Genomic DNA, 24,674 nt, shown 5'->3' with positions numbered 1-24,674 from the left:
GCCGGCGGCTTCTGGAAGGAACACCCGAAAGTGAAGCTTCAGCGCAAGAACATGCTTCGTGCCTCCGCCCTCGGGGCGCTTGTCGTGTCCGGCGCCCTGGTCCTCACGGCGTGCGGCTCGGACGACAACACGAAGGATGGCGGCGCCGCCAGCGGCAAGCCGTCGGCCGCCGCCGCGGGCGACATCAAGTGCGGCGACGCCAAGGGCAAGCTCCTGGCCTCCGGCTCCTCCGCCCAGAAGAACGCCGTGGACCTGTGGGTCAAGAACTACATGGCCGCCTGCTCCGGCGTCGAGGTCAACTACAAGTCCTCCTCCTCCGGTGAGGGCATCGTCGCCTTCAACCAGGGCACGGTCGGCTTCGCCGGCTCGGACTCGGCGCTGAAGCCCGAGCAGGTCGAGGAGTCGAAGAAGATCTGCACCGGCGGCCAGGGCATCAACCTGCCCATGGTCGGTGGCCCGATCGCCCTCGGCTTCAACGTCGCCGGCGTGGACAAGCTGAACCTGGACGCCCCCACGATCGCCAACATCTTCAACGACAAGATCAAGAAGTGGGACGACGAGGCGATCAAGAAGCTGAACCCCGGCGTCACGCTTCCCTCCACCGCCATCCAGGCCTTCCACCGCTCCGAGGACTCGGGCACCACCGAGAACCTCGGCAAGTACCTCAAGGCCGCCGCGCCTGAGGCCTGGACGTACGACGCCGCGAAGAAGTGGCCGGCCCCGGGCGGCCTCGGCGCCACCGGTTCCGCGGGTGTCGCCACCCAGGTCAAGCAGGTGGACGGCTCGATCGGCTACTTCGAGCTCTCCTACGCCAGCGCCCAGGGCATCAAGACGGTCGACCTGAACACGGGCGCCGCCGCCCCGGTCAAGGCCTCCGCCGAGTCCGCCTCCAAGGCCATCGCCGCCGCCAAGATCGCCGGCACCGGCTCCGACCTGGCGCTGAAGCTCGACTACACCACCAAGGCCGAGGGTGCCTACCCGATCGTCCTGGTGACGTACGAGGTCGTCTGCGACAAGGGCAACAAGCCCGAGACGCTCGCCACCGTCAAGTCCTTCCTGAACTACACCGCCTCGGACGCGGGCCAGAAGGTCCTCTCCGAGAACGGCTACGCGCCCATCCCGGCCGAGATCAACACCAAGGTCCGCGAAGTCATCAACTCGCTGTCCTAATCACTGAGCCTTAGGTGCCGGGCAGTTCCCGTCCGAACTGCCCGGCGCCCGAGGACCCTCCCCTCCACCCAGGGGATCCGGTGCACCGCCGCCAGGGGGCATGGCCCCCCACCCAGACCGGAAAGATCATGGCTTCCACCACACCCACCCAGATAGACCAGGCTCCGCCTGTCTCCAAGAGCGCAAGGTCCACCGGCCGCGCCGGTGACAAGATCTTCGCCGGCCTCTCCAAGGGATCCGGCATCCTGCTCCTGGTGATCATGGCGTCGATCGCCATCTTCCTCACCTACCGCGCCTCGATCGCACTGTCGAAGAACGAGGGCAACTTCCTCACCACCTTCGACTGGAACGCGTCGGCGAACCCGCCCGTCTTCGGCATCGCCGTCCTGCTCTTCGGCACCGTCGTCAGCTCGATCATCGCGATGGCCATCGCGGTTCCGATCGCTGTCGGCATCGCCCTCTTCATCTCGCACTACGCACCGCGCAAGCTGGCCGCCCCCATCGCGTACGTGGTCGACCTGCTGGCCGCCGTGCCGTCGATCATCTACGGCATCTGGGGCGCCCTCTTCCTCGTCCCGCAGCTCGCGGGCCTCAACCTCTGGCTCGACGAGTACCTGGGCTGGACCTACGTCTTCGACAAGACCCAGGTCGGCGTCGCCCGCTCGCTCTTCACCGTCGGCATCCTGCTCGCGATCATGATCCTGCCGATCGTGACCAGCGTCAGCCGCGAGGTCTTCCTCCAGGTCCCGCGCATGAACGAGGAGGCCGCCCTGGCCCTCGGCGCGACCCGCTGGGAGGTCATCCGCATGTCGGTGCTGCCCTTCGGCCGCTCCGGCGTCATCTCCGCCTCGATGCTCGGCCTCGGCCGCGCCCTCGGCGAGACCATGGCCGTCGCGACCGTCCTCTCCCCGAGCTTCCTGATCAACGGCCACATCCTGGACCCGGGCGGCGGCACGTTCGCGCAGAACATCGCCGCCAAGTTCGACGAGGCCAACGAGTTCGGCCGTGACGCGCTGATCGCCTCCGGTCTGGTCCTCTTCCTGCTCACCCTGCTGGTCAACGGTGCCGCTCGCCTGATCATCGCTCGCCGCAAGGACTTCTCGGGGGCGAACGCCTGATGAGCCACGTACTCCAGGACCAGCGGCCGGCCCCGGCCCGCAAGTCCGCCGCTCCCGCCGGCCTCACCCGGGGCGGCCTCCCCCGCTGGACCCCGGCCGCCGTCGCGGTCCTCTCGATCGCCCTCGGCTGCGGCATCGGCGTCGTCGCCGACCTGCACAGCAAGATCCAGTGGGGCCTGATCGCCTCGATCCTGTTCATCGCGATCACCTACACGGCCAGCGCGATCGTCGAGAACGGCCGCCAGGCCAAGGACCGCGTCGCGACCTCCCTCGTCTGGGTCAGCTTCGTCCTCGCGGTCATCCCGCTGCTCTCGCTGATCTGGACCACCGTCAGCCGCGGCATCAAGGCCCTCGACGGCGACTTCCTCAGCCACTCGATGAACGGCGTCACCAGCTTCGAGCAGGGCGGCGGCGTCTACCACGCACTGCTCGGCACCATCGAGCAGGTCGCCCTGGCGGCCGCGATCGCAGCGCCCATCGGCCTGCTGACCGCCGTCTACCTGGTCGAGTACGGCAAGGGCAAGCTCGCCAAGGCCGTGACCTTCTTCGTCGACGTCATGACCGGCATCCCCTCCATCGTCGCGGGTCTGTTCATCCTGACGACCTGGAACCTGGCGCTCGGCTTCGGCCCGTCCGGCTTCGCCGGCGCGATGGCGCTGTCGATCCTGATGATGCCCGTCGTGGTCCGCTCCACCGAGGAGATGCTGAAGCTCGTCCCGAACGAGCTGCGCGAGGCCGCCCTGGCCCTCGGTGTGCCGAAGTGGCGCGTGATCCTCAAGGTCGTGCTCCCCACCGCCATCGGCGGCATCGCGACCGGCCTCATGCTGGCCGTCGCCCGCATCGCCGGTGAGACCGCGCCGATCATGCTGCTGGTCTTCGGTACGCAGCTGATCAACCCGAACCCCTTCGAAGGTGCTCAGTCCTCGCTCCCGCTGTACATCTGGGAGCAGTACAAGGTCGGCAGTGACGCCTCCTACGACCGGGCATGGGCCGCAGCGCTCGTCCTGATCGCCTTCGTCATGATCCTCAATCTGGTGGCCCGCGGCATCGCCCGCTGGAAGGCTCCCAAGACCGGTCGCTGACGCGACTCTTTGAAAGCGAAGTGACCCCTCATGGCTAAGCGAATCGACGTCAGCGGACTGTCCGCCTTCTACGGCACCCACAAGGCCATCGACGACATCTCGATGACCGTGGAGCCCCGCTCCGTGACCGCCTTCATCGGCCCGTCCGGCTGCGGCAAGTCCACCTTCCTGCGCACCCTGAACCGCATGCACGAGGTCACCCCCGGTGGCCGCGTCGAGGGCAAGGTGCTCCTGGACGACGAGAACCTGTACGGCGCCGGCGTCGACCCGGTCGCGGTCCGCCGCACGGTCGGCATGGTCTTCCAGCGCCCGAACCCCTTCCCCACCATGTCGATCTTCGACAACGTGGCGGCGGGCCTGCGCCTGAACGGCAGCTTCAAGAAGGCCGAGCTGACGGACATCGTGGAGCGGTCCCTGAAGGGCGCGAACCTCTGGAACGAGGTCAAGGACCGCCTGAACAAGCCGGGCTCCGGCCTCTCCGGCGGCCAGCAGCAGCGTCTGTGCATCGCCCGCGCCATCGCGGTCGAGCCGGAGGTCCTGCTGATGGACGAGCCCTGCTCGGCCCTGGACCCGATCTCCACCCTCGCGATCGAGGACCTGATCGGCGAGCTGAAGGAGCGCTTCACGATCGTCATCGTGACGCACAACATGCAGCAGGCCGCCCGCGTCTCCGACCGCACCGCGTTCTTCAACCTCTCGGCGGTCGGCCAGCCCGGCAAGCTCATCGAGATCGACGACACGGACCGGATCTTCTCGAACCCGTCCGTCCAGGCGACCGAGGACTACATCTCGGGTCGCTTCGGCTAGGCCGAAGCCCCTCCGGATGTGAACACACGTCCTGCGGTGCTGCATGGCGGTGCCACCGCAAGGCGAAAGAAAAGGGCCGGCTCCCCCTGGGTGGGGGGAGCCGGCCCGCTTTCGTTCCCGTGGCCGCGCCGGCTAGCCGACGAAGGCCAGGTCCACGATCCAGAAGCTCAGCGCGGCGACCAGGGCCGCGGCCGGCATCGTGATGAACCAGCCCAGCACGATGTTCTTGGCGACGCCCCAGCGGACCGCGTTGACCCGCTTGGTCGCGCCCACGCCCATGATGGCCGAGGTGATCACGTGGGTGGTGGAGATCGGCGCGTGGAAGAGGAAGGCCGAGCCGAACATGATCGAGGCACCGGTGGTCTCGGCGGCGAAGCCCTGCGGCGGGTCCAGCTCGATGATCTTGCGGCCGAGGGTCCGCATGATCCGCCAGCCGCCCGCGTACGTACCGAGCGACAGCATGACGGCGCACACGATCTTGACCCAGACCGGGATCGGCGCGTCCGCGGCCTGCACATCGGCGATGACCAGGGCCATCACGACGATGCCCATCGTCTTCTGCGCGTCCTGCAGCCCGTGGCCGAGCGCCATGCCGGCCGCGGACACGGTCTGCGCGATGCGGAAGCCGTGCTTGGCCTTGTGCGGGTTGGCCCGGCGGAACATCCACAGGATGGCCACCATCACCAGGTAACCGACGACCAGACCGACGACCGGGGAGACGAACATCGGGATGACGACCTTGTCGATCACCCCGCTCCAGATGACACCGGTGCCGCCGGCCAGTGCCGCGCCCACCATGCCGCCGAACAAAGCGTGCGAGGAGGAGGACGGAAGCCCGAAGTACCAGGTGATCAGGTTCCAGACGATCGCGCCGACCAGCGCCGCGAAGAGGATCCACATGCCCCGGTTGCCCTGGGGCGTTTCGATCAGGCCCTCACTGACCGTCTTGGCGACCCCACTGCCCAGGAAGGCACCGGCGAGGTTCATCACCGCGGCCATCGCCAGGGCGGCGCGCGGGGTCAGCGCCCGGGTCGAGACCGAGGTCGCGATCGCGTTCGCCGAGTCGTGGAAACCGTTGGTGTACGTGAAACCGAGCGCGACACCGATGGTCACGATCAGAGCGAAGGTGTCCACGAGGTTCAGGACTCCTTGACCGCGATGGTCTCCACCGTGTTCGCGACGTGCTCGAACGCGTCGGCCGCCTCTTCGAGCACGTCGACGATCTGCTTGAGCTTCAGCACCTCGATGGCGTCGTACTTGCCGTTGAAGAGCGTCGCGAGCAGCTTGCGGTGGATCTGGTCGGCCTGGTTCTCAAGGCGGTTGACCTCGATCCAGTACTCGGTCAGGTTGTCCATCGTCCGCAGGTGCGGCATGGCCTCGGCGGTCAGTTCGGCCGCCCGCGCCAGTACCTCGATCTGCTGCTCGACGCCCTTGGGAAGCTCTTCCACCTGGTACAGGACGACCAGGTCGACGGCCTCCTCCATGAAGTCCATGATGTCGTCGAGCGACGAGGCCAGGTTGTAGATGTCCTCGCGGTCGAACGGCGTGATGAAGGAGGAGTTCAGCTGGTGGAAGATCGCGTGGGTGGCGTCGTCCCCCGCGTGCTCGGCTGCCCGCATCCGCTCCGCGATCTCGGCCCGGGCGGAGGAGTCCGCTCCGAGCAGTTCCATCAGGAGCTTCGAGCCCGTGACGATGTTGTCCGCGGATGCGGCGAACATGTCGTAGAAGCTCGTCTCCCTGGGGGTCAGACGAAATCGCACGTGAGGTCCTCGGGGTGCATTGGATTCGGTCAGGCTGATGCTAGGCGCATCCCCCGGCCAGGGCTAACCGGCGGTTCCGGGCGGTTCCCCAGTGTCCTCCATCAGGCAGAGTGAGGTGCACGGGCCCCTGCCGCGCCGTCCAGGGCCCAGTACCCTATACCCATGAGGGGTATGCACCCCTCGATCCGGACCACGGGAGGACGCATGACTGCCATCGAGGCGGAGGGCTCCGGAGCCGACGTCGCCACCGGCACGGGAACCGTCACCGGTACCGGCGCGGTGCACGGCTACCACCACCAGAAGGACGAGCACCTCAAGCGGCTGCGCCGCATCGAGGGCCAGATCCGCGGTCTGCAGCGGCTCGTCGACGAGGACGTCTACTGCATCGACATACTCACCCAGGTCTCGGCGAGCACGAAGGCCCTCCAGTCCTTCGCGCTCCAACTGCTCGAAGAGCACCTGCGGCACTGCGTCGCCGACGCGGCCGTCAAGGGCGGGGGCGAGATCGACGCCAAGGTCGAGGAAGCGACGAAGGCGATCGCGCGCCTGCTGCGCACCTGACGCGGACGGCGATCGGTTTGGCCGGGGCAGCTGCGGCGGCTACAGCCCGAGCCCCATCAGGACCTCGTCGATCCGGTCCTGGCTGAGCCGCTCCTCGTCCGCCGCGGACGCCGCGATGATCAGTTCGCCGCACAGCTCGATCTCGGCGAGAGCCACGTGGTCCTGCACCGTCGTACCGCCTGCGGGAGTCACGCGTGTCACCTCGATCTGCCGTCATCGGTCAGGGGCCGTCTCAGCGTAGGGAGGGCGGGGCGGTGTGCGCATGACACGGATGGACCATTTCCGGATACCGGGCCATGGCCCGATCGCGCCGCCCCGGCACCGTCCGGCCGGCTACCCGGCGATCTTCCCGGCGTAAATGTCCCCGCTTGCGGGCAATACGACCTTCACCGGCGCCCCGAACCCGTAGAGCAGCGTGGTCGAGGAGACGTCGATCACGCCATTGTTGACGTAGCTGAAGCGGTGCCGGACCTTCCGCAGCCGCCCCTCCTCGTCGAGGTAGACGTCGAACGGGACGGCGTCCTTGCTGAACCCTTTCGCCGCCGCCTCCAGTGCCCCCTTGACCGCCGGCGAGGCCAGCTCCGCGGCCCGGCCGATGTCGATGGTGCCGCTGTAGTGCCGCACCTTCGTGCCCGCGACCTCGGTCTCACCCACGTACGTCGCCTCCCGTACGCCGCGCAGCAGCTCGGCCGCCGCCAGCGGATCGGTGGCCCCGCCCGTGACCAGGTTCCCGTCGGCGAGGGCCGTGGTGTCGACCCGTACCCACTTGTCGTCGGGCACGCCCGCGCCACGGTTCTTCATGTACAGGGCCCCGGGGACGAGCAGCTCGGTGATGGGCCGGTGCTCGTCCTTGCCGGCCGCGTCGGCGGGGAGCATCACCAGCAGCTGGCCCATGCGGTTCTTGAAGTCGACCCCGCCCTCGCCGCGGATGGTGACCCGGGTGCCGCCGGTGGCCATCTCCATCGCCGTACGGGTCTGCGCGCTGCCGGTCTCGGCCAGCCGGTCGGCGGCCCTCCGTACGGTCGCGGCCGGGTCGGCGGGGGGCCTGTCGTCGGCCCGGCCCGCGCCCGCGCACCCGCTCATCGCCGCCACGGTCGCGGCCATGCCCAGGGCGAGCACCGCCTCACCCGCACGCCCGCGCCGCCGCCTGTGCTGGTGCACCACCATCGCCTGCCAACCCCCAACGCATGACCGCTGCTTGCCCGAGGCCCCCACCCGCTCCGGTTAACGAGGTCCGGGGTTTCCCGTCACGGGCCGCCGCGTCCCGGGCTGCCGCGCGGTCCGGGTACCGTGGTGGTGTGGATTCGCACAGCAAAGCGTCGCTTGTCCCTCCGCTTGACGTCGTGCCGCAGACCCGTCCCACGGAGCGGCCACCCACCGGACCCACCGGCCACACCAGCCACACCACGAGTACCGCCGAACGCGGCTCCTTCTGTCTGGCGTCGTGCACCTGCGGCTGGAGGGGCCCGGCCCGCCGCTCCCGCGATCTGGCCCGCAAGGACGCGGACCGGCACACCTCGGCCTGAGTCCCGGGATACCCGAGTCCGGGAGTTTCGCAGGCCCCGAGTCCTGAGGCCGGAACGCCCGGCGCGTCGCCCGTTCGGACGGCCCGGCTGGCCGGGGGACCGGGGAGCGGATGCCCTGGATGCATGCCAGGACCCGCACCCCGCGTCGCCGCCCTCCTCTGGGCCCTGCTCCTCACCCTCACGCCCGCCGCGGCGGCCTCGGCCCGTCCGACGGGTTCTGCGGACGGCCCGGCCGACGTGGCCCTGGCGATCGGCGCGACCGCCGCCGCGGCCGCGGCCACCGGTCTGTGGCTGCGCTCCCGCTACCGCCGCGAGGAGGACTCGGAGGGCCACGGCACGGAGAGCGGCGACCCCTGACCCCGCGCCCCGGAAGGGGAACCTAGGCCGCGAGGTCGCTCTCGTGCGGGCGACAGCCCGGCGGCGGGGTCTGCGGCTGCGCGAGGTCCACCGGGCGGGGCAGGGCGCGCCGCTTCGCGCGGACCAGCCGGCCCGCGCGCGGGGAGCGGGCCACCGCCCGCACCACCGGGGTCAGCAGCGCCATCGCGAGCGGGGCGAGCAGCAGGACGACGGCGGTTCCGAGCGCGAAGCCACCGATGACGTCGGTGGGGTAGTGGACGCCGAGGTACACCCGGCAGAGCCCCTCGGCGAGGGCCAGCCCGATCCCGATGAGCCCGAGCTTGCGGTGGGCGATGAACAGGCCGACGCCCAGCGCCATCGCGAGGCCGGCGTGGCCGCTGACGAAGGAGAAGTCGCCGGGTCCCGCGTACGGGGCGAGCACATCCAGGCCGCTGTGTGCGGCGTACGGCCGCGGCCGGGCGACGAACGCGCGCAGCGGGACGTTCACGAGGAGGACGAGCGCGGCGGCGAGCGGTGCCCATACGAGGGCGGCGAAGGACTCGGCTGCCGTGGCCTCGTCCTGTCGGCGCGTACCGTGCCAGCACCACAGGAAGAGGAGCACCAGGGCCAGCGGGATCCCGTACGAGCCGACGAGGGCGACGGCCCGGTCGACTCCGGCCGGGGCGTGCCGCGCCAGTCCGTTGATGTCGTACAGCAGGCTTACGTCCACGTTCGGCCCACCGGTCGTGAGTCCAGCCATGGCGATGCGGCCCCTTAGCCCTTGCTCGGTTCCCCTCGGGCGCACGCCTGCGTACGCCCCTGAACCCCCCCGTTGATCAAGCCTGCGTCCATGGAACGCCCGTTCTGAACAGGACGTTCCACTCTCCACCGAATGATCACGGCAACGTTATCGAAGAGAGACTCGTCGTCGCAGCTCAGGGCCTGGGGTTGACGCAGGGTGGGCAGGGCCGGGCAAGGAGGGCAACGCGAGGCACGGCGAGGCGCGGCGGGGCAAGGTCGGCGCGGTCACGAGGACTTGGCGTCGGCGCTCCGGTCGGGCAGGGCCGCGGCCCCGTCCTTGGTGACGCGGGTCGCCCCGAAGTAGTCCGGGGTGTCGATCTTGTCGAAGCGGATCACGGCGCCGGTGTACGGGGCGTTGATCATGTAGCCGCCGCCCACGTAGAGGCCGACGTGATGGATCGCCCGGGAGTTCGTCAGATCATCGGAGAAGAACACCAGGTCGCCGGGGAGCAGTTCGCCCCGCGAGGGGTGGGGACCCGCGTTGTACTGGTCGTTGGCCACGCGCGGCAGCTCGATCCCCACCGACTCGTACGCCGCCTTCGTCAGCCCCGAGCAGTCGAACCGCCCGTCCTGGTCCGGCGTCCCGTTCCCGCCCCACAGGTACGGGGTCCCCAACTGCTTCTGCGCGAAGTAGATCGCCCCGGCCGCCTGCTGCGAGGGCGCCACCCGCCCGACGGGCCGCTCGAAGCTCTTCGCCAGGGTGGTGATGGCCTTCACGTAACCCTGCGTCTCCTGGTACGGCGGCACCCCGCCGTACTTGATGACCGCGTACGCCCCCGCGTTGTACGCCGCGAGCATGTTGCTCGTCGCGTCCCCGGGCACGCCCGCCACGTCCTTGGCCAGCTCGCAGTCGTACGAAGCCGCCGAGGGGATCGCGTCGTTGGGGTCCCAGATGTCGCGGTCGCCGTCACCGTCCCCGTCGATGCCGTGCCCGGCCCAGGTGCCCGGGATGAACTGCGCGATGCCGCGGGCGTCGGCCGGGCTGACGGCGCTCGGATTCCAGCCGCTCTCGGAGTACAGCTGGGCGGCGAGCAGCGCCGGGGTCATCGCCGGGCACAGGGTGCCCCACTTCTGCACCAGGTTCTGGTACTTCGCGGGCACGGCCCCCTTGGCCAGCCCGAGCGCACGCCCGCCGGCCGCCCCTCCGGCGAGGCCCGCCGCGGCCGAGTACGTCCCCACCACGATCAGCACGAGGAAGCTCAGGCACAGCCCGATCCCGATCCCGCCTGCCATCCAGAATCTGCGCACCCGTCAACACTCCCCCATCCCCGTCGCTTTCACGTGCGATTCGCTCGTGTCGCCCGGCCCACTAGGCCACTTGGAAGCCCGGGAAGTGCGTGCCCACGTACGTCGCACGGCCATCCTCGGCGCGGCAGGAGACCGGCGTCCAGTCCTCCCGGTCGTCGGCCGGGGGCACACCGGGCGCACCCGCCGCCCAAGGCGTCCGGGCGGCCCGGCGTCAGGGGCGCGGGGCGACGAACAGGCTCTGCGCGCTGCGCCCGATGGGCCCCTTCTCGTCGTGCAGCCGGGCGTCCGCCAGCCCGATCCCGCCCGCGTCCACGCTCGTACGGGCCTCCACGCACGCCCACTCGCCCACCGGGTGGCGGTGCAGGTGCACGGTCAGGTCGCTGTTGACGAACACGTACCGGCCGAAGTCCAGCACCGAGCTGATCCCGTTGCCCGAATCGGCGGCGACCAGGACGCGGTCCAGCGGCCTGGTCTCCTCCCCCGCGACGAGCGCCACCTTCATCCGCATCCAGCACGTGCCCGGACCCAGCTCCACGAACGCGCCCTGCGTGAAGCGGGTCTCCATCGCCGCGTGGTAGCCCGTCTCCCACGGCACCGGGAAGAACGGCGTCGGGCCCACCTCCCCGGGCGGCGACAGCTGCGGCCCCGGCGCCACGCCCGGCACGGCCTCCCCGGCCACCCGGATCCGCAGCGCCCGCGCGAGCATCACGGGCGCGCCCCCGGCCGGAGCGAGGGCCGCCTCGACCACCTCGGTGCTGCGGCCGGCCCGGAGCACCGAGGTGGTGACCTCCAGCGGGCCGATCGGCACGGGCCGCAGGATCTCGTACGTGATCCTCGCGATCCGCATGTCGGCGCGGGCCCCCTCCCGCTCCTCCACGGCCCGCCCGAGCAGCGCGGCCGGCGGACCGGCGTGCTGCGAGCCCGGGTCCCAAGGCCCGCGCGTGTACTCGGTGGCCAGGAAACGCCCGGCATCGACCCGCTCGAAGAACGCCTCGGAGATCGCCATGGCCGGAACGCTACCGACAGGTAACCCGCGCCGCCAGACCCGCGCCCCGGACCGGGGACAATGGAGGCGTGTCTGCCACCCCCGCCACCCCCGCCACCCCCGCCACGCCCGGCCTGCCCGCCCTCCCCGTCCTGCAGGCGGACTGCGCGAACTGCTTCGCGCTCTGCTGCGTCGCCCTGCCCTTCGCCAAGTCCACCGACTTCGCCGTGAACAAGGCCGCCGGAACCCCCTGCAAGAACCTCCAGGAGGACTTCCGCTGCGGCATCCACACCCGGCTGCGCGACAAGGGCTTCCAGGGCTGCACCGTCTTCGACTGCTTCGGCGCGGGCCAGCAGGTCTCCCAGGTGACCTTCGGCGGCCGGGACTGGCGCGCGCACCCGGGCACTGCCGGGGCGATGTACGAGGTCTTCCCCGTGATGCGGCAACTGCACGAGCTGCTCTTCTACGTCACCGGGGCACTCGCCCTCCCGGCCGCCGCCCCGCTCCACGCGGACCTGCGCCGCGCACAGGCCGAGACCGCGCAGTGGACCGCCGCCGACGCGGACGCCCTGACCGGACTCGACGTCGGCGCCCTGCGCGGCCGCGTCAACACCCTCCTGCTGCGCGCCAGCGAACTGGCCCGCGCCAAGGCCCCGGCCCGCAAGAGGAACCACCGCGGCGCCGACCTCATGGGCGCCCGCCTCGCCGGCGCCGACCTGCGCGGCGCCAACTTCCGCGGCGCCTACCTGATCGCCGCCGACCTCAGCGGCGCGGACCTGCGCCTCGCGGACCTGATCGGAGCCGACTTCCGCGACGCCGACCTGAGCGGGGCGGACCTGCGCGGAGCCCTCTTCCTGACCCAGCCGCAGCTGGGCGCGGCCCGGGGCGACGCGGCGACCAGGATCCCCTCGACCCTGGTCCGCCCCGCCCACTGGTCCGCGTAGACGCCGCTACCGGCACCGGCTCACGGCCTGATGATGGCCGTCCAGCCCGCCGTGCAGGTGAGCGCGGCCTGCGGCGTGTACGTGCACTGGTTCTCGTACACCTCACCCGCGGTGGTCAGCACCTTCACGTACACGTAGTTGGCGATGGTGTTGACCGACACCCCGCACGCGTTCCGCGGGTGCCCCGGGTTCAGCTGCGTGGTGAGGTCCCTCCAGGTGTACGCCCCGAGCGGCGAAATCCCCCGTACGCCCAGGTACGTCCTGCCCCGGTGCAGCACCGCGCTGAACTCCAGGGGGCCCGTCGCCGCCAGAGCCGTGTCGATGTCCTCGCACGGCCCGTGCGGACCGTGCGCCCCCTTGTCACCCTTCGGCCCCTGCGGCCCCCGATCACCCTTGGGCCCCTGCGGCCCCCGGTCACCCTTCGGCCCCTGGGGACCCTTCGGCCCCTGGGGACCCCGATCGCCCTTCGGCCCGGCGCACGGGTTCGCGGGCTTGGACGCCGTCTTGGCCTTCGCCGCCTTCGCGGCCTTGCCGGGCGCCTTGGCCGGCAGCGTCCGCGCATCCGGCTCAGGACACCTGCTGCTGCTCCAGGCCGGCGCGACCGCCGCGCCCGTCCCCTGGGAGGCCGCCATCGCCGGAACCGAGGCGCCCGCGAGCGCGATCGCCAGCGGAACTGCGAAACCACCGGCAAGCCACGCGCGCCGACCGACCTTCACTGCGGAACCCATCCGTGCACTCCTTGCGTCGTCCTACCGAACGGGCTGGAGCATCTCCCGCAACACGCCACGGCAATGGAACGACTGACGGAATGTCGGACCAACGTCAGCGGCTCGGCCCAACGACACGCCCGCACACTGCGCCGAACGGCGGCCACCCGAGCGGCCCCCCGCACGCCGAGAGGGCAATCATTGCCCGGGGTCACCCCCCGTGATACACAGAGTGACCATATGTTCTCCCGCGCACCCGCCGCCCGTGCCCAGGTCAGAGCGCGCGAGCGGCACAAAGGGCGGGAGATCGGGTAAAGAGAGCCGTCAAGTCGACGTACGACGGCGGTTTCATCAGCGAAGATAGTGCGTGACCCCTGCCGTCGGGCACGGGCTACCGGAACTACCCATACAGGGGCGGTGAGTTACATGATCCTGGCAGCCGAAAAGGGCGACATCACCACCATCATCGGCGGAATCGCCCCGAACTGGGGGCCGTTCGGCAGTCTCGGCAACGAGGCGAAGGTCATGATCGAGGTGGTCATGGCAGTCGCGATCCTCCTCTGCCTCGGCATCGCCATCTGGGGCGCGGCCAAGCAGCGCATCGGCGCGACCGCACTGCGGGACACCTTCAGCGCTGAGCAGGGCAAGGGCCTGATCGTCGCCGGCCTGACCGGCGTGTTCATCATCGGCTCCCTCGGCACCCTCTTCACCATCGTCTACGGAATGGCCGTCTAGCCGGGCCGCCACCGGCTGCCGGACCTGAAGACAACCAGCGCTACCGTCGTACGAGGCGGAGGGGGCGGACACGGAATGAGCAACGACGACCAGTACGGCGGCGGCGCCGGCGGCAGCGGGTACGGCGAGATCGGCGGCACGGGCCAGACCCGCACCCGCCTCCCCGACTCCCCCTCGGACCAGTACGGCCCACCCCGCCGCACCCCGCGCGCCTCGCGCGGCCTGGTCACGGTGGTCGGCGTGGTGGTCCTCCTGATCGCCGCGATCGCCTTCGCCAACCAGTCCGGAGACGCCCCCTCCACCCCCACCACGAACACCCCCCCACCCCCAGCCTCCACAGCAGCCACAGGCACCCGCCCGGTAGACGGCAAGAACGGCGGAATCCCCTCCGGCTTCCCCCAAACCGAACAGGGCGCCCAGTCAGCCGCCGCCAATTACGCGGTGGCACTGGGTTCTGACGGCATGTTCGACAGCGCCCGCAGAAAGGCGACCGTCCAGGCTGTGTACGTGCCGGACGTGGCCGCCGCTCGCCAGAGCGACCTCGACCGTGTCTACACGGACGCGCAGTTCCTGGCGCGCATCGGCCTCGATTCCGGCGGAAAGGCTCCGAAGGGCCTCCAGTTCATCTCCCGTACGAACCCCGTCGGGACCAAGGTGGAGAAGTTCTCCACCGACGCCGCGACCGTCTCCGTCTGGCACTCGACCCTGTTCGGTCTCGCGGGCGAGGGTTCGAAGAACCCGGTCGCGGAGAGCTGGTACACCAACACCTTCGAGCTCCGCTGGACCAACGGGGACTGGCGCGTGGCCGACTTCACGCAGAAGGACGGCCCGGCCCCGGTGGGCCGGGACCAGAGGGCTGCCTCCGCCGAGGAGATGGCCGCCGCCGTATCGCAGTTCGGGGGGCTCACCTATGCACGCTAGCCGTCGGGGTCTGTCCTTCACAGCCGTCGTAGCCGCCCTGCAGACCACTGCTGTCCTCCTGGCCACCCGCGCCGTCGCCGCTCCCGCACCCAGCCCGAGCGCGCCCAGCCCACAGGCGAGTAACGACCCCTGCGACCTGATCCGGGGCCCCGCCAAGGACTACTGCGAACGAGGCGACGGCGCCGCCGGCACCCCCCGCACAGGCCTAGCGCCCAGCGACCCGGCCGACGCCCTCAACCCCCTCGCCTCCCTGGCCAAGGGCTGCGCCGACGCCGCGGCCTGGATCGTCACCGAGCTCAGCAAAGCGATCAACGGCACGGCCAACGTCGACTTCACCAACGGCGCCTTCCTCAAGCAGTACGCCGTCGTCTTCGCCGCCTCCACCATCCTCACCCTCGTGCTCTGGCTCTTCGCCGTGGCCAAGCGCGCCATCCGCGGCGTCCCCCTCACCACCGCCATCTCCGAAGCCGTCGGCTTCCTCTGGCTCACCGTCCTCGCCTCCGCCTTCACCCCCCTGATCCTCTACACCGTCGTCTCCGCAACCGACGGCGTCACGGAAGTCATCGCCTCGGCGAGCGGCGGCCAGACCGACGTGTTCTTCGGCTCCTTCATCGAGGCCCTCAAGAAGGGCGACTCCATCGGCGGCGGCCCGATCATGCTGATCGTCGTCTCCCTGGTCACCGTCCTCGCCGCCGGCGTCCTCTTCCTCGAACTCTTCATCCGGGCCGCCCTCCTCTACGTCGGCGCCCTCCTCGGCGTGGTCGTCTACGCCGGGCTCGTCGACCGCAACCTCTGGGGCCACGTCCGCCGCTGGGCCGGCATCATGATCGCCGTCATCCTCGTGAAGCCGGTCATCGTCATCGTCCTCGGCCTCGCCGGCGCCCTCGCCGGCGAGAAGGGCCCCAACGCCTTCTCCGCCGTCGTCTCCGGCCTCGCGATCATCCTCCTGGCGATCTTCGCCTCCGCGATGATCTACCGCTTCGTCCCCGGCTTCGGCGACGAGATCGCCTCCGCCCGCTCCAACCGCAGCAAGGCCACCGACGGCGCCCAGGCCGCCGCCGTCATCAGCTCCCCGGCCTCCCTCGTATCCCAGGGCATCAAGACCCACAGCAGCCGCGGCGCCCACCGCGGCGGCGGCGACGGCGGCAGCTCCAGCGCCCCCCGCCCCGCCAACCCCCTCTCCGGAGGCGTGGCCGCCCACAGCAGCCGCCCCACCTCCGGCGGCGGATCTGCACCCTCCGCCGCACCCGCGCCCCGCTCCGGATCGAGTACGAGGAACACAGGAGGTGACGGGCGTTGACGACCCAGTCCCACCAGCTGCACCCGGTCGCGCCCCGCCGCACGTATCTCATCGGCCGGGCCCGGCCGAACGCGATCGTCGGCAAGAACCGCGAGAGCGGCGAGATCGCCCTGATCATCGTCGGCGCCTTCTTCGGCATGATGAGCGGCCTGCTCGTCCCCAGCCTCACCCTGCGCATCGTCACCCTCGCCGGGTTCCCCATGCTCGCGCTCGCCGCCGTGTACGTCCCGTACAAGGGCCGCACGTTCTACAAGTGGTTCGAGATCAACCGCAGCTACAAGCGCACCCTGCGCCGCGGCACCACCTACCGCTCCTCCGCCATGGAGGCCGGCGTCCGCGCCTCCGACGGCCGCGAGGTCGAGGTCGGCCCGCCCCCCGGCATCGGCCGGATCAACTGGCTCGCCGCCCCCTTCGGCCCCGACGAGATCGCCGTCCTCCTCCACGCCGACCGCAGAACCGTCACCGCCGCCATCGAGATCGAGGGCCCCGGCGTCGGCCTGCGCGACAGCGAGGACCAGGAAGCCCTCGTCGACCGCTTCGGCACCCTCCTCAAGCACGTCGCCAACGGCGACGGCTTCGTCACCCGCCTCCAGATGCTCGCCCGTACGCTCCCCGCCGACCCGGACGCCCACGCCAAGGACGTCGCCCAGCGCGGCGACACCAAGGCCCCCGTCTGGCTGCGCGACTCGTACGACCAGCTCCAGTCGATGGTCTCCACCTCCTCCGAGCAGCACCGCGCCTACCTCGTCGCCTGTATGCACTACACGCGCGAACTCGCCGCCGAGGCCCACACCATCGCCCGCGCCGGCACCCCCCACAAGGGCCGCAAGCTCGACCGCGACGCCGGCCTCGCCATCGTCATGGCCCGCGAGCTCACCGACATCTGCGCCCGCCTCGCCGAGGCCGACATCCGCGTCCGCCAGCCCCTCGGCCAGGGCCGCCTCGCCTCCCTCGTGCACTCCATGTACGACCCCGACCACCCCATCGACCACATCCAGGCCATGACCAAGCGCAACGCCTGGCCCGCCGAACTCGACGCGGTGGAACCCACTTTCCTCCAGGCCAAGACCCGCGAGTCCTCCACCCGCGCCCCCTGGTGCCACGCCACGGCCTGGGTGAAGGAATGGCCGATGACCCCCGTCGGCGTCAACTTCCTCGCCCCCCTCCTCGTCCACACCCCCGACGTGATCCGCACCGTCGCCGTCACCATGGATCTGGAGCCCACCGAGGTGGCCATCGAGCGCATGCTCACCGAGAAGACCAACGACGAGGCCGACGCCAGCCGCGCCGCCAAGATGAACCGCACCGTCGACCCCCGCGACATCGCCGCCCACGGCCGGCTCGACCAGAGGGGTGAAGATCTCGCCAGCGGTGCGGCGGGAGTCAACCTGGTCGGGTACATCACGGTGTCCTCCCGATCCCCGGAGGCCCTCGCCCGCGACAAGCGCACCATCCGCGCCTCCGCGGGCAAGTCCTACCTGAAGCTGGAGTGGTGCGACCGCGAACACCACCGCGCCTTCGTCAACACCTTGCCGTTCGCCACCGGCATCCGACGCTAGCTGGAGGGAAGTGCCGCCCATGCGAGATCCCATGTCCGCTCTGACGGACGCCTTCACCAGCTTCCTGTTCGGCAAGGTCGAGACCACCCGACTGCCCGTACGCACCTCCACCGGGCAGGCGCAGGCCGTCTACCTGCCCACCGCCGCCCCCGGACTCGGCGACTCCGGTGTGATCATCGGCCGTGAGGTCTACAGCGGCAAGGGCTACATCTACGACCCCTTCCAGCTGTACGGCCAGCAGCTGCCGGCCCCCCACTGGCTGGTCCTCGGCGAGTCCGGCAACGGCAAGTCCGCCCTGGAGAAGACGTACGTCCTGCGCCAGCTCCGCTTCCGCGACCGCCAGGTCGTCGTACTCGACGCCCAGGGCGAGGACGGCGTCGGCGAGTGGAACCTCATCGCCCAGCAGCTGGGGATAACCCCCATCCGCCTGGACCCCATCGCCGCCAACGACGACGGGATCCGCCTCAACCCCCTCGACCCGGCGATCACCACGACCGGCCAGCTCGCGCTGCTCCGGACCATCATCGAAGTCGCCATGGGCCACGGCCTCGACGAACGCTCCGGCTTCGCGCTCAAGGTCGCGCACGCGTACGTCGTCGACACGATCCGCGACCGCCAGCCGGTCCTCACGGACATCGTGGAACAGCTCCGCCACCCGGAGGCCGAATCCGCGGAGGCCATGAACGTCGACATAGACGATGTACGGGCCTGGGGCCTCGACGTGGCCCTCGTCCTCGACCGCCTGGTCGACGGCGACCTCCGCGGCATGTTCGACGGCCCCACGACCGTGGGCATCGACCTCGACGCCCCGCTCATCGTCTTCGACCTCTCGCACATCGACCGCAACTCGATCGCCATGCCGATCCTGATGGCGATCGTGGGCGTCTGGCTGGAGCACACCTGGATCCGCCCGGACCGCAAGAAGCGCATCTTCCTCGTCGAAGAGGCCTGGCACATCATCAACAGCCCCTTCGTGGCGCAGCTGTTCCAGCGCCTCCTGAAGTTCGGCCGCCGCCTCGGCCTGTCCTTCGTGGCCGTCGTCCACCACCTGTCCGACGTCGTCGACGGCGCGGCCGCCCGCGAGGCCGCAGCCATCCTCAAGATGGCCTCCACCCGTACGATCTACGCCCAGAAAGCGGACGAGGCCCGCGCGACGGGCCGCGTACTCGGCCTGCCCCGCTGGGCCGTGGAGATCATCCCCACCCTCACCCCCGGCATCGCGGTCTGGGACGTCAACGGCAACGTCCAGGTGGTCAAACACCTGATCACCGAGGCCGAACGCCCCCTCGTCTACACGGACCGCGCCATGACGGAGTCCTCCTCCCAGCTCCCCGACGACCTGCTGGCGGCCGAACTGGAGGCGGAGGAAAGAGCCCTCCTCATGGAACGCCACCGCAACGGCGGCCCTGGCTCGGCGACAACGGTGGCGTAGATGCACGACGAACGGAACGGCAAACCGGGCGGCATCCCGGACGGCCTCCTGATCGCCCTCCTGGCCTTCCTCCTGGGGCTGGCGACCCTGGTCTGGACGTCCACGGGCCTGGCCGCGCTCTTCTCGAAGGGCGCCTGGCCGTCCACCGTTACGTTCACCCGCACCGCGGGCGCGGTCCGCGCCCTGATAGCTCAACCGCACGACATCCCGGGAGCCTGGCCGGACACGGCCCCATCGGCCCTCTCGGGCTGGGGGCTGTTCTGGGGCCTGTTCATCAGCCAGCTCCTGGTCCTGCTCGTCCTGACGATCTTCGTCATGGGCGTGATCGCCCGCACCCGCTCCCGTCGCTCCAAGCCGGGCCCGCCGCCCGCCCCGGCCGACCCGCACCCGGCGGTGTCCGAGGCCCGGCAGCCCGCGGGCAACGCCCCCGGCAGCGCCGGCCCCACGATCCCCGCCCCGACCGCTCAGCAGCCCCTCCCCACGCTCCCCATCCCGGCCCCGCCGACGTTCGAGCCGCGGAGACACGACGAGGCCGCCGCCTCCGACAACGGCGGCGGCAACGACGACAACACCCCCATGGCCTACGGCAGCCAGGCCCAGCGCCACCCCCTCGCCCTCCAAGCCCTCGCGGCAGCGGAAGGCGCGGCCCTGGTCGTCACCTCCTCCCCCGCCCTCTGGGCGGAGACGAAGGACGCCCGCGCCAAACTCGGCCCGGTCCTCCTCTACGACCCCTCGCACCTGTGCGACACCCCGGCCCGCATGCACTGGAACCCGGCCGACTCCTGCGCCGACCGCGACACCGCCGCCGCCCGCGCGATCGCCCTGCTGGCCCCCGTACGCCCCCAGGCCCGTATGGACGCGGCCATCGCCGACACGGCGGAAACGCTCCTGCGCAGCTGGCTGCAGGCCGCGGCCCTCGACGACCGCCCGTTCAAGCAGCTGCACCGCTGGGCCCAGGGCAACAGCGCCCAGGACCCGGTACGCATCCTCCGTACGCACCCCCAGGCCGCCCCCGGCTCCGCCGGCGAGCTGGAGAGCGCCCTCACCGCCCACCCCGAACGCCGCGAGCAGGCCCAGCACCTGACGGCCCGTGCCCTCTCCTGCCTCACGTCCATCCACATCCGCGAGGCCTGCAATCCGAACCGAACGGATGCACTGACCTTGGCATCGTTCGTCGCCGAAGGGGGCACCCTCTATCTGGTGGGCGAATCGCTGGAAGACCCCCATACCCACCCGGGTGCGATGCCGTTGCTCACCGCACTCGCCGCGAGCGTGGTCGAGCACGGCCGCCGCATGGCCGCACGGTCATCCCACGGCCGGCTCGACCCACCACTCACGCTGGTCCTGGAGGACGTGGCCGCCGTGGCCCCCATCCCCCAGCTCCCCGAGCTCCTGCAGGAGGGCTCCCTCCCCCTGCTCGCCCTGTGCCGCAGCCGCGAACAGGCCCGCTACCGCTGGCCGGAGGCGGCTGCCCTCCAGCACTAGAAAGTGAGCCTAGGGGCGCGGCAGCACGTACTCGAACTCCTTCGCCCCCGGATCGGCCGGCACGGGTACGACATGCCCGCTCGCCTTGAACCCGATCCGCCGGTAGAAGGCCGCGGCCCGCGGGTTCTCCTCGTGCACGAAGAGCCGTACGCGGTCCAGCGCCGGCCCCTCCAGCGCCCAGGCCCACTCCAGCGCGGCGGCGAAAAGCCGCTGCGTCAGCCCGCTCCCCCGCTGCCCGGGGCGTACGAACACACCCACCAGGTGGCCCTGGGTCCGCTCGACGACCCGCTCGAAGAAGTCGGTGGTCCCGCCTTCCTCGACGAGCACGGTCACCGACCCGACCCACTCCCCGTCCGGCCCCTCGGCGACGAACTGCCGTGCATGCCGCCCGTGCGAGGCCCCGCGCGCCCGGTCCTGCCAGAACTCGTCCGTCCTGGCCTCGGCCTGGTCCAGGGTCTCCAGGAAGGCCACGGGCGCCGCCGGGTCCTTGAGCGCGGAAATCCGCAGCTCCTTGACCTTCTCCCACTCGTCGGCCCGTACCGCACGCATCACATACTGATCGCTCATAGCCCGGATCCAACCACAGGCCCACGTGCCCGTAAACGCAAAAAGCCCCGTACCGGATACCCGGTACGGGGCTTTTCACAATGATTGTTCGGCGGCGTCCTACTCTCCCACAGGGTCCCCCCTGCAGTACCATCGGCGCTGAAAGGCTTAGCTTCCGGGTTCGGAATGTAACCGGGCGTTTCCCTAACGCTATGACCACCGAAACACTATGAAATTTGAACACTGGACGGCAACACAGCTGTTCGTTATTTCAGAACTAACACAGTGGACGCGAGCAACTGAGGACAAGCCCTCGGCCTATTAGTACCAGTCAGCTCCACCCGTTACCGGGCTTCCACATCTGGCCTATCAACCCAGTCGTCTACTGGGAGCCTTACCCTCTCAAGGAGGTGGGAATACTCATCTTGAAGCAGGCTTCCCGCTTAGATGCTTTCAGCGGTTATCCCTCCCGAACGTAGCCAACCAGCCATGCCCTTGGCAGGACAACTGGCACACCAGAGGTTCGTCCGTCCCGGTCCTCTCGTACTAGGGACAGCCCTTCTCAATATTCCTACGCGCACAGCGGATAGGGACCGAACTGTCTCACGACGTTCTAAACCCAGCTCGCGTACCGCTTTAATGGGCGAACAGCCCAACCCTTGGGACCGACTCCAGCCCCAGGATGCGACGAGCCGACATCGAGGTGCCAAACCATCCCGTCGATATGGACTCTTGGGGAAGATCAGCCTGTTATCCCCGGGGTACCTTTTATCCGTTGAGCGACGGCGCTTCCACAAGCCACCGCCGGATCACTAGTCCCGACTTTCGTCCCTGCTCGACCCGTCGGTCTCACAGTCAAGCTCCCTTGTGCACTTACACTCAACACCTGATTGCCAACCAGGCTGAGGGAACCTTTGGGCGCCTCCGTTACCCTTTGGGAGGCAACCGCCCCAGTTAAACTACCCATCAGACACTGTCCCTGATCCGGATCACGGACCGAGGTTAGACATCCAGCACGACCAGAGTGGTATTTCAACGGCGACTCCACCCCAACTGGCGTTGGGGCTTCAAAGTCTCCCACCTATCCTACACAAGCCGAACCGAACACCAATATCAAACTGTAGTAAAGGTCCCGGGGTCTTTCCGTCCTGCTGCGCGAAACGAGCATCTTTACTCGTAGTGCAATTTCACCGGGCCTATGGTTGAGACAGTCGAGAAGTCGTTACGCCATTCGTGCAGGTCGGAACTTACCCGACAAGGAATTTCGCTACCTTAGGATGGTTATAGTTACCACCGCCGTTTACTGGCGCTTAAGTTCTCAGCTTCGCAACCCCGAAAGGTCACTAACCGGTCCCCTTAACGTTCCAGCACCGGGCAGGCGTCAGTCCGTATACATCGCCTTACGGCTTCGCACGGACCTGTGTTTTTAGTAAACAGTCGCTTCTCGCTGGTCTCTGCGGCCACCCCCAGCTCACGGAGCAAGTCCGATCACCAGTGATGGCCCCCCTTCTCCCGAAGTTACGGGGGCATTTTGCCGAGTTCCTTAACCATAGTTCACCCGAACGCCTCGGTATTCTCTACCTGACCACCTGAGTCGGTTTAGGGTACGGGCCGCCATGAAACTCGCTAGAGGCTTTTCTCGACAGCATAGGATCATCCACTTCACCACAATCGGCTCGGCATCAGGTCTCAGCCTTAATGAGGGACGGATTTGCCTACCCCTCGGCCTACACCCTTACCCCGGGACAACCACCGCCCGGGCTGGACTACCTTCCTGCGTCACCCCATCGCTTACCTACTACAAGTCTGGTTCGTCGGCTCCACCACTTTCCTTTCCCCGAAGGGTCCGGAACGGCTTCACGGACTTAGCATCGCCTGATTCGATATTGGGCGTTTCAAAGCGGGTACCGGAATATCAACCGGTTGTCCATCGACTACGCCTGTCGGCCTCGCCTTAGGTCCCGACTTACCCTGGGCAGATCAGCTTGACCCAGGAACCCTTAGTCAATCGGCGCACACGTTTCTCACGTGTGTATCGCTACTCATGCCTGCATTCTCACTCGTGAACCGTCCACAACTAGCTTCCGCTGCTGCTTCACCCGGCACACGACGCTCCCCTACCCATCACAACACCCGTTGGGGCTTATTGCTGCAATGACACGACTTCGGCGGTACGCTTGAGCCCCGCTACATTGTCGGCGCGGAATCACTTGACCAGTGAGCTATTACGCACTCTTTCAAGGGTGGCTGCTTCTAAGCCAACCTCCTGGTTGTCTCTGCGACTCCACATCCTTTCCCACTTAGCGTACGCTTAGGGGCCTTAGTCGATGCTCTGGGCTGTTTCCCTCTCGACCATGGAGCTTATCCCCCACAGTCTCACTGCCGTGCTCTCACTTACCGGCATTCGGAGTTTGGCTAAGGTCAGTAACCCGGTAGGGCCCATCGCCTATCCAGTGCTCTACCTCCGGCAAGAAACACACGACGCTGCACCTAAATGCATTTCGGGGAGAACCAGCTATCACGGAGTTTGATTGGCCTTTCACCCCTAACCACAGGTCATCCCCCAGGTTTTCAACCCTGGTGGGTTCGGTCCTCCACGAAGTCTTACCTCCGCTTCAACCTGCCCATGGCTAGATCACTCCGCTTCGGGTCTAGAGCGTGCAACTCAAACGCCCTATTCGGACTCGCTTTCGCTACGGCTTCCCCACACGGGTTAACCTCGCTACACACCGCTAACTCGCAGGCTCATTCTTCAAAAGGCACGCAGTCACGACTGCATGTGCAAGCACATACAGCGACGCTCCCACGGCTTGTAGGCACACGGTTTCAGGTACTATTTCACTCCGCTCCCGCGGTACTTTTCACCATTCCCTCACGGTACTATCCGCTATCGGTCACCAGGGAATATTTAGGCTTAGCGGGTGGTCCCGCCAGATTCACACGGGATTTCTCGGGCCCCGTGCTACTTGGGAGATGAGCAAGCAAGCCGCTGATGTTTCGTCTACGGGGGTCTTACCCTCTACGCCGGACCTTTCGCATGTCCTTCGACTACATCAACGGTTTCTGACTCGCCGACCGGCCGGCAGACCGATCAAGCTCATTCCCACAACCCCGCATGCGCAACCCCTGCCGGGTATCACACACATACGGTTTGGCCTCATCCGGTTTCGCTCGCCACTACTCCCGGAATCACGGTTGTTTTCTCTTCCTGAGGGTACTGAGATGTTTCACTTCCCCTCGTTCCCTCCACACTGCCTATGTGTTCAGCAGTGGGTGACAGCCCATGACGACTGCCGGGTTTCCCCATTCGGACACCCCCGGATCAAAGCTCAGTTGGCAGCTCCCCGGGGCCTATCGCGGCCTCTCACGTCCTTCATCGGTTCCTGGTGCCAAGGCATCCACCGTGCGCCCTTAAAAACTTGGCCACAGATGCTCGCGTCCACTGTGTAGTTCTCAAACAACGACCAGCCACCCATCACCCCACCAACAAGCTGGCGAGTTCACTGGGGCCGGCACTGAAGACATGACCTTACGGCCGTACCTTCAGGACCCAACAACGTGCCAGGCATCTTCGTTCGTCCGTCTTCTCTTTCCACGCCGAAGCAGTACTCGAGAACCATCAGATCCGAAGATGCCAACTAATCAACGTTC

The 24,674-nt window shown here is 68.7% G+C and carries 23 protein-coding genes and 2 rRNA genes; 14 read left to right on the top strand and 11 right to left on the bottom strand.

What is annotated here, in order from left to right; translation table 11 throughout:
* The first annotated feature begins 30 nt into the window (after window positions 1-30).
* The 4 genes from pstS (at window position 31) to pstB (ending at window position 4,177) form a co-directional block, all read left to right on the top strand.
* Window positions 31-1,170, top strand: a complete 1,140-nt coding sequence (gene pstS, locus CP980_RS18185) for a phosphate ABC transporter substrate-binding protein PstS (RefSeq protein ID WP_150528618.1) — start codon at window positions 31-33, stop codon at window positions 1,168-1,170.
* A 128-nt stretch (window positions 1,171-1,298) separates the two neighbouring features.
* Window positions 1,299-2,288: a phosphate ABC transporter permease subunit PstC gene (gene pstC / locus CP980_RS18180; protein WP_099891089.1), complete on the top strand. Its 990-nt coding sequence runs from the start codon at window positions 1,299-1,301 to the stop codon at window positions 2,286-2,288.
* Window positions 2,288-3,370 (top strand): phosphate ABC transporter permease PstA, encoded by a 1,083-nt coding sequence (pstA, locus tag CP980_RS18175; protein WP_132757870.1) that lies wholly within the window; start codon window positions 2,288-2,290, stop codon window positions 3,368-3,370. Before pstC ends, pstA begins: the two co-directional genes overlap by 1 nt.
* Window positions 3,371-3,400: 30 nt before the next feature.
* A complete protein-coding gene (gene pstB, locus CP980_RS18170) occupies window positions 3,401-4,177 on the top strand; it encodes a phosphate ABC transporter ATP-binding protein PstB (RefSeq protein WP_099891085.1) in 777 nt (258 codons plus the stop codon).
* A gap of 132 nt (window positions 4,178-4,309) precedes the next feature.
* Here pstB and CP980_RS18165 read toward each other — a convergent pair whose 3' ends face one another.
* Together CP980_RS18165 and CP980_RS18160 are read right to left on the bottom strand one after the other, a co-directional pair.
* Window positions 4,310-5,311: an inorganic phosphate transporter gene (locus tag CP980_RS18165; RefSeq protein ID WP_132757872.1), complete on the bottom strand. Its 1,002-nt coding sequence runs from the start codon at window positions 5,309-5,311 to the stop codon at window positions 4,310-4,312.
* 5 nt (window positions 5,312-5,316) lie between these two features.
* The gene (locus CP980_RS18160; RefSeq protein ID WP_030858724.1) at window positions 5,317-5,937 is read right to left on the bottom strand and encodes a DUF47 domain-containing protein; all 621 of its coding nucleotides are present in this window, start codon (window positions 5,935-5,937) and stop codon (window positions 5,317-5,319) included.
* Window positions 5,938-6,141: 204 nt separating this feature from the next.
* Between CP980_RS18160 and CP980_RS18155 the strand changes: the two genes are divergently transcribed.
* Window positions 6,142-6,498, top strand: coding sequence for a metal-sensitive transcriptional regulator (locus tag CP980_RS18155; RefSeq protein WP_099895509.1), 357 nt, complete (start codon window positions 6,142-6,144; stop codon window positions 6,496-6,498).
* Window positions 6,499-6,537: 39 nt separating this feature from the next.
* Here the strand turns inward: CP980_RS18155 and CP980_RS35190 are convergent, their stop codons facing one another.
* Both CP980_RS35190 and CP980_RS18150 read right to left on the bottom strand, forming a co-directional pair.
* Window positions 6,538-6,690 carry a hypothetical protein gene (locus CP980_RS35190; RefSeq protein WP_165937309.1) on the bottom strand — a complete coding sequence of 51 codons (153 nt, stop codon included), beginning with the start codon at window positions 6,688-6,690 and terminating at the stop codon, window positions 6,538-6,540.
* A gap of 141 nt (window positions 6,691-6,831) precedes the next feature.
* Window positions 6,832-7,665: an SCO4651 family lipoprotein gene (locus CP980_RS18150; protein ID WP_132757873.1), complete on the bottom strand. Its 834-nt coding sequence runs from the start codon at window positions 7,663-7,665 to the stop codon at window positions 6,832-6,834.
* Between the two features lie 176 nt (window positions 7,666-7,841).
* Here CP980_RS18150 and CP980_RS18145 point away from each other — a divergent pair, with 176 nt between their 5' ends.
* Complete coding sequence (locus tag CP980_RS18145) at window positions 7,842-8,024, top strand: hypothetical protein (RefSeq protein WP_150528617.1); 183 nt, start codon at window positions 7,842-7,844, stop codon at window positions 8,022-8,024.
* A gap of 123 nt (window positions 8,025-8,147) precedes the next feature.
* Window positions 8,148-8,381: a hypothetical protein gene (locus CP980_RS18140; RefSeq protein ID WP_132757875.1), complete on the top strand. Its 234-nt coding sequence runs from the start codon at window positions 8,148-8,150 to the stop codon at window positions 8,379-8,381.
* A gap of 22 nt (window positions 8,382-8,403) precedes the next feature.
* Here CP980_RS18140 and CP980_RS18135 read toward each other — a convergent pair whose 3' ends face one another.
* The 3 genes from CP980_RS18135 to CP980_RS18125 all read right to left on the bottom strand — a co-directional run bounded on the left by CP980_RS18135 (window position 8,404) and on the right by CP980_RS18125 (window position 11,415).
* The gene (locus CP980_RS18135) at window positions 8,404-9,120 is read right to left on the bottom strand and encodes a phosphatase PAP2 family protein (RefSeq protein ID WP_150528616.1); all 717 of its coding nucleotides are present in this window, start codon (window positions 9,118-9,120) and stop codon (window positions 8,404-8,406) included.
* A gap of 266 nt (window positions 9,121-9,386) precedes the next feature.
* Window positions 9,387-10,394, bottom strand: a complete 1,008-nt coding sequence (locus CP980_RS18130) for a C40 family peptidase (protein ID WP_150530259.1) — start codon at window positions 10,392-10,394, stop codon at window positions 9,387-9,389.
* 226 nt (window positions 10,395-10,620) lie between these two features.
* Window positions 10,621-11,415: a thioesterase family protein gene (locus CP980_RS18125; RefSeq protein ID WP_150528615.1), complete on the bottom strand. Its 795-nt coding sequence runs from the start codon at window positions 11,413-11,415 to the stop codon at window positions 10,621-10,623.
* 68 nt (window positions 11,416-11,483) lie between these two features.
* On the opposite strand from CP980_RS18125, the gene CP980_RS18120 reads away from it, so the two are divergent.
* Window positions 11,484-12,338, top strand: coding sequence for a pentapeptide repeat-containing protein (locus CP980_RS18120; RefSeq protein WP_150528614.1), 855 nt, complete (start codon window positions 11,484-11,486; stop codon window positions 12,336-12,338).
* Between the two features lie 20 nt (window positions 12,339-12,358).
* On the opposite strand, the gene CP980_RS35185 is transcribed toward CP980_RS18120, so the two are convergent.
* Window positions 12,359-13,066, bottom strand: a complete 708-nt coding sequence (locus CP980_RS35185) for a collagen-like protein (RefSeq protein WP_165937311.1) — start codon at window positions 13,064-13,066, stop codon at window positions 12,359-12,361.
* A gap of 405 nt (window positions 13,067-13,471) precedes the next feature.
* On the opposite strand from CP980_RS35185, the gene CP980_RS18110 reads away from it, so the two are divergent.
* The 6 genes from CP980_RS18110 to CP980_RS18085 all read left to right on the top strand — a co-directional run bounded on the left by CP980_RS18110 (window position 13,472) and on the right by CP980_RS18085 (window position 20,477).
* Window positions 13,472-13,780: a hypothetical protein gene (locus CP980_RS18110; RefSeq protein ID WP_008742356.1), complete on the top strand. Its 309-nt coding sequence runs from the start codon at window positions 13,472-13,474 to the stop codon at window positions 13,778-13,780.
* 75 nt (window positions 13,781-13,855) lie between these two features.
* On the top strand, window positions 13,856-14,701 hold the full coding sequence (locus tag CP980_RS18105) for a hypothetical protein (RefSeq protein ID WP_150528613.1): 846 nt from the start codon (window positions 13,856-13,858) through the stop codon (window positions 14,699-14,701).
* Window positions 14,691-16,001 carry a hypothetical protein gene (locus CP980_RS18100; RefSeq protein WP_150528612.1) on the top strand — a complete coding sequence of 437 codons (1,311 nt, stop codon included), beginning with the start codon at window positions 14,691-14,693 and terminating at the stop codon, window positions 15,999-16,001. The genes CP980_RS18105 and CP980_RS18100 overlap by 11 nt, the downstream gene beginning before the upstream one ends.
* Entirely contained in the window at window positions 15,998-17,560 is a 1,563-nt protein-coding gene (locus CP980_RS18095; RefSeq protein ID WP_132757885.1) for an SCO6880 family protein, read from the top strand. The genes CP980_RS18100 and CP980_RS18095 overlap by 4 nt, the downstream gene beginning before the upstream one ends.
* A 19-nt stretch (window positions 17,561-17,579) precedes the next feature.
* Window positions 17,580-18,992 (top strand): ATP-binding protein, encoded by a 1,413-nt coding sequence (locus CP980_RS18090; protein ID WP_132757887.1) that lies wholly within the window; start codon window positions 17,580-17,582, stop codon window positions 18,990-18,992.
* A complete protein-coding gene (locus CP980_RS18085) occupies window positions 18,993-20,477 on the top strand; it encodes a P-loop NTPase family protein (protein ID WP_150528611.1) in 1,485 nt (494 codons plus the stop codon). It abuts the gene before it with no gap.
* 9 nt (window positions 20,478-20,486) lie between these two features.
* On the opposite strand, the gene CP980_RS18080 is transcribed toward CP980_RS18085, so the two are convergent.
* From CP980_RS18080 to CP980_RS18070, 3 genes are all read right to left on the bottom strand, one after another.
* Window positions 20,487-21,044 carry a GNAT family N-acetyltransferase gene (locus CP980_RS18080; protein ID WP_132757891.1) on the bottom strand — a complete coding sequence of 186 codons (558 nt, stop codon included), beginning with the start codon at window positions 21,042-21,044 and terminating at the stop codon, window positions 20,487-20,489.
* A gap of 86 nt (window positions 21,045-21,130) precedes the next feature.
* A 5S ribosomal RNA gene (rrf, locus tag CP980_RS18075) occupies window positions 21,131-21,247 on the bottom strand.
* A gap of 77 nt (window positions 21,248-21,324) precedes the next feature.
* Window positions 21,325-24,448: ribosomal RNA gene (locus CP980_RS18070) — 23S ribosomal RNA — on the bottom strand.
* Window positions 24,449-24,674 lie beyond the last annotated feature (226 nt).

The sequence above is a fragment of the Streptomyces vinaceus genome, assembly GCF_008704935.1.
Classification (GTDB): domain Bacteria; phylum Actinomycetota; class Actinomycetes; order Streptomycetales; family Streptomycetaceae; genus Streptomyces; species Streptomyces vinaceus.
The sequence above is the reverse complement of the archived record's forward strand: the minus strand, read 5'-3'. Positions and strand labels throughout refer to the sequence as shown.

Excerpts from the sequence above, each read along its gene's own strand:
- pstC (WP_099891089.1), top strand. The coding sequence starts at position 1,299 with ATGGCTTCCACCACACCCACCCAGATAGACCAGGCTCCGCCTGTCTCC.
- pstA (WP_132757870.1), top strand. The coding sequence starts at position 2,288 with ATGAGCCACGTACTCCAGGACCAGCGGCCGGCCCCGGCCCGCAAGTCC.
- pstB (WP_099891085.1), top strand. The coding sequence starts at position 3,401 with ATGGCTAAGCGAATCGACGTCAGCGGACTGTCCGCCTTCTACGGCACC.
- CP980_RS18155 (WP_099895509.1), top strand. The coding sequence starts at position 6,142 with ATGACTGCCATCGAGGCGGAGGGCTCCGGAGCCGACGTCGCCACCGGC.
- CP980_RS18150 (WP_132757873.1), bottom strand. The coding sequence starts at position 7,665 with ATGGTGGTGCACCAGCACAGGCGGCGGCGCGGGCGTGCGGGTGAGGCG.
- CP980_RS18140 (WP_132757875.1), top strand. The coding sequence starts at position 8,148 with ATGCCAGGACCCGCACCCCGCGTCGCCGCCCTCCTCTGGGCCCTGCTC.
- CP980_RS18135 (WP_150528616.1), bottom strand. The coding sequence starts at position 9,120 with ATGGCTGGACTCACGACCGGTGGGCCGAACGTGGACGTAAGCCTGCTG.
- CP980_RS18130 (WP_150530259.1), bottom strand. The coding sequence starts at position 10,394 with ATGGCAGGCGGGATCGGGATCGGGCTGTGCCTGAGCTTCCTCGTGCTG.
- CP980_RS18125 (WP_150528615.1), bottom strand. The coding sequence starts at position 11,415 with ATGGCGATCTCCGAGGCGTTCTTCGAGCGGGTCGATGCCGGGCGTTTC.
- CP980_RS35185 (WP_165937311.1), bottom strand. The coding sequence starts at position 13,066 with ATGGGTTCCGCAGTGAAGGTCGGTCGGCGCGCGTGGCTTGCCGGTGGT.
- CP980_RS18110 (WP_008742356.1), top strand. The coding sequence starts at position 13,472 with ATGATCCTGGCAGCCGAAAAGGGCGACATCACCACCATCATCGGCGGA.
- CP980_RS18105 (WP_150528613.1), top strand. The coding sequence starts at position 13,856 with ATGAGCAACGACGACCAGTACGGCGGCGGCGCCGGCGGCAGCGGGTAC.
- CP980_RS18100 (WP_150528612.1), top strand. The coding sequence starts at position 14,691 with ATGCACGCTAGCCGTCGGGGTCTGTCCTTCACAGCCGTCGTAGCCGCC.
- CP980_RS18090 (WP_132757887.1), top strand. The coding sequence starts at position 17,580 with ATGCGAGATCCCATGTCCGCTCTGACGGACGCCTTCACCAGCTTCCTG.
- CP980_RS18085 (WP_150528611.1), top strand. The coding sequence starts at position 18,993 with ATGCACGACGAACGGAACGGCAAACCGGGCGGCATCCCGGACGGCCTC.
- CP980_RS18080 (WP_132757891.1), bottom strand. The coding sequence starts at position 21,044 with ATGAGCGATCAGTATGTGATGCGTGCGGTACGGGCCGACGAGTGGGAG.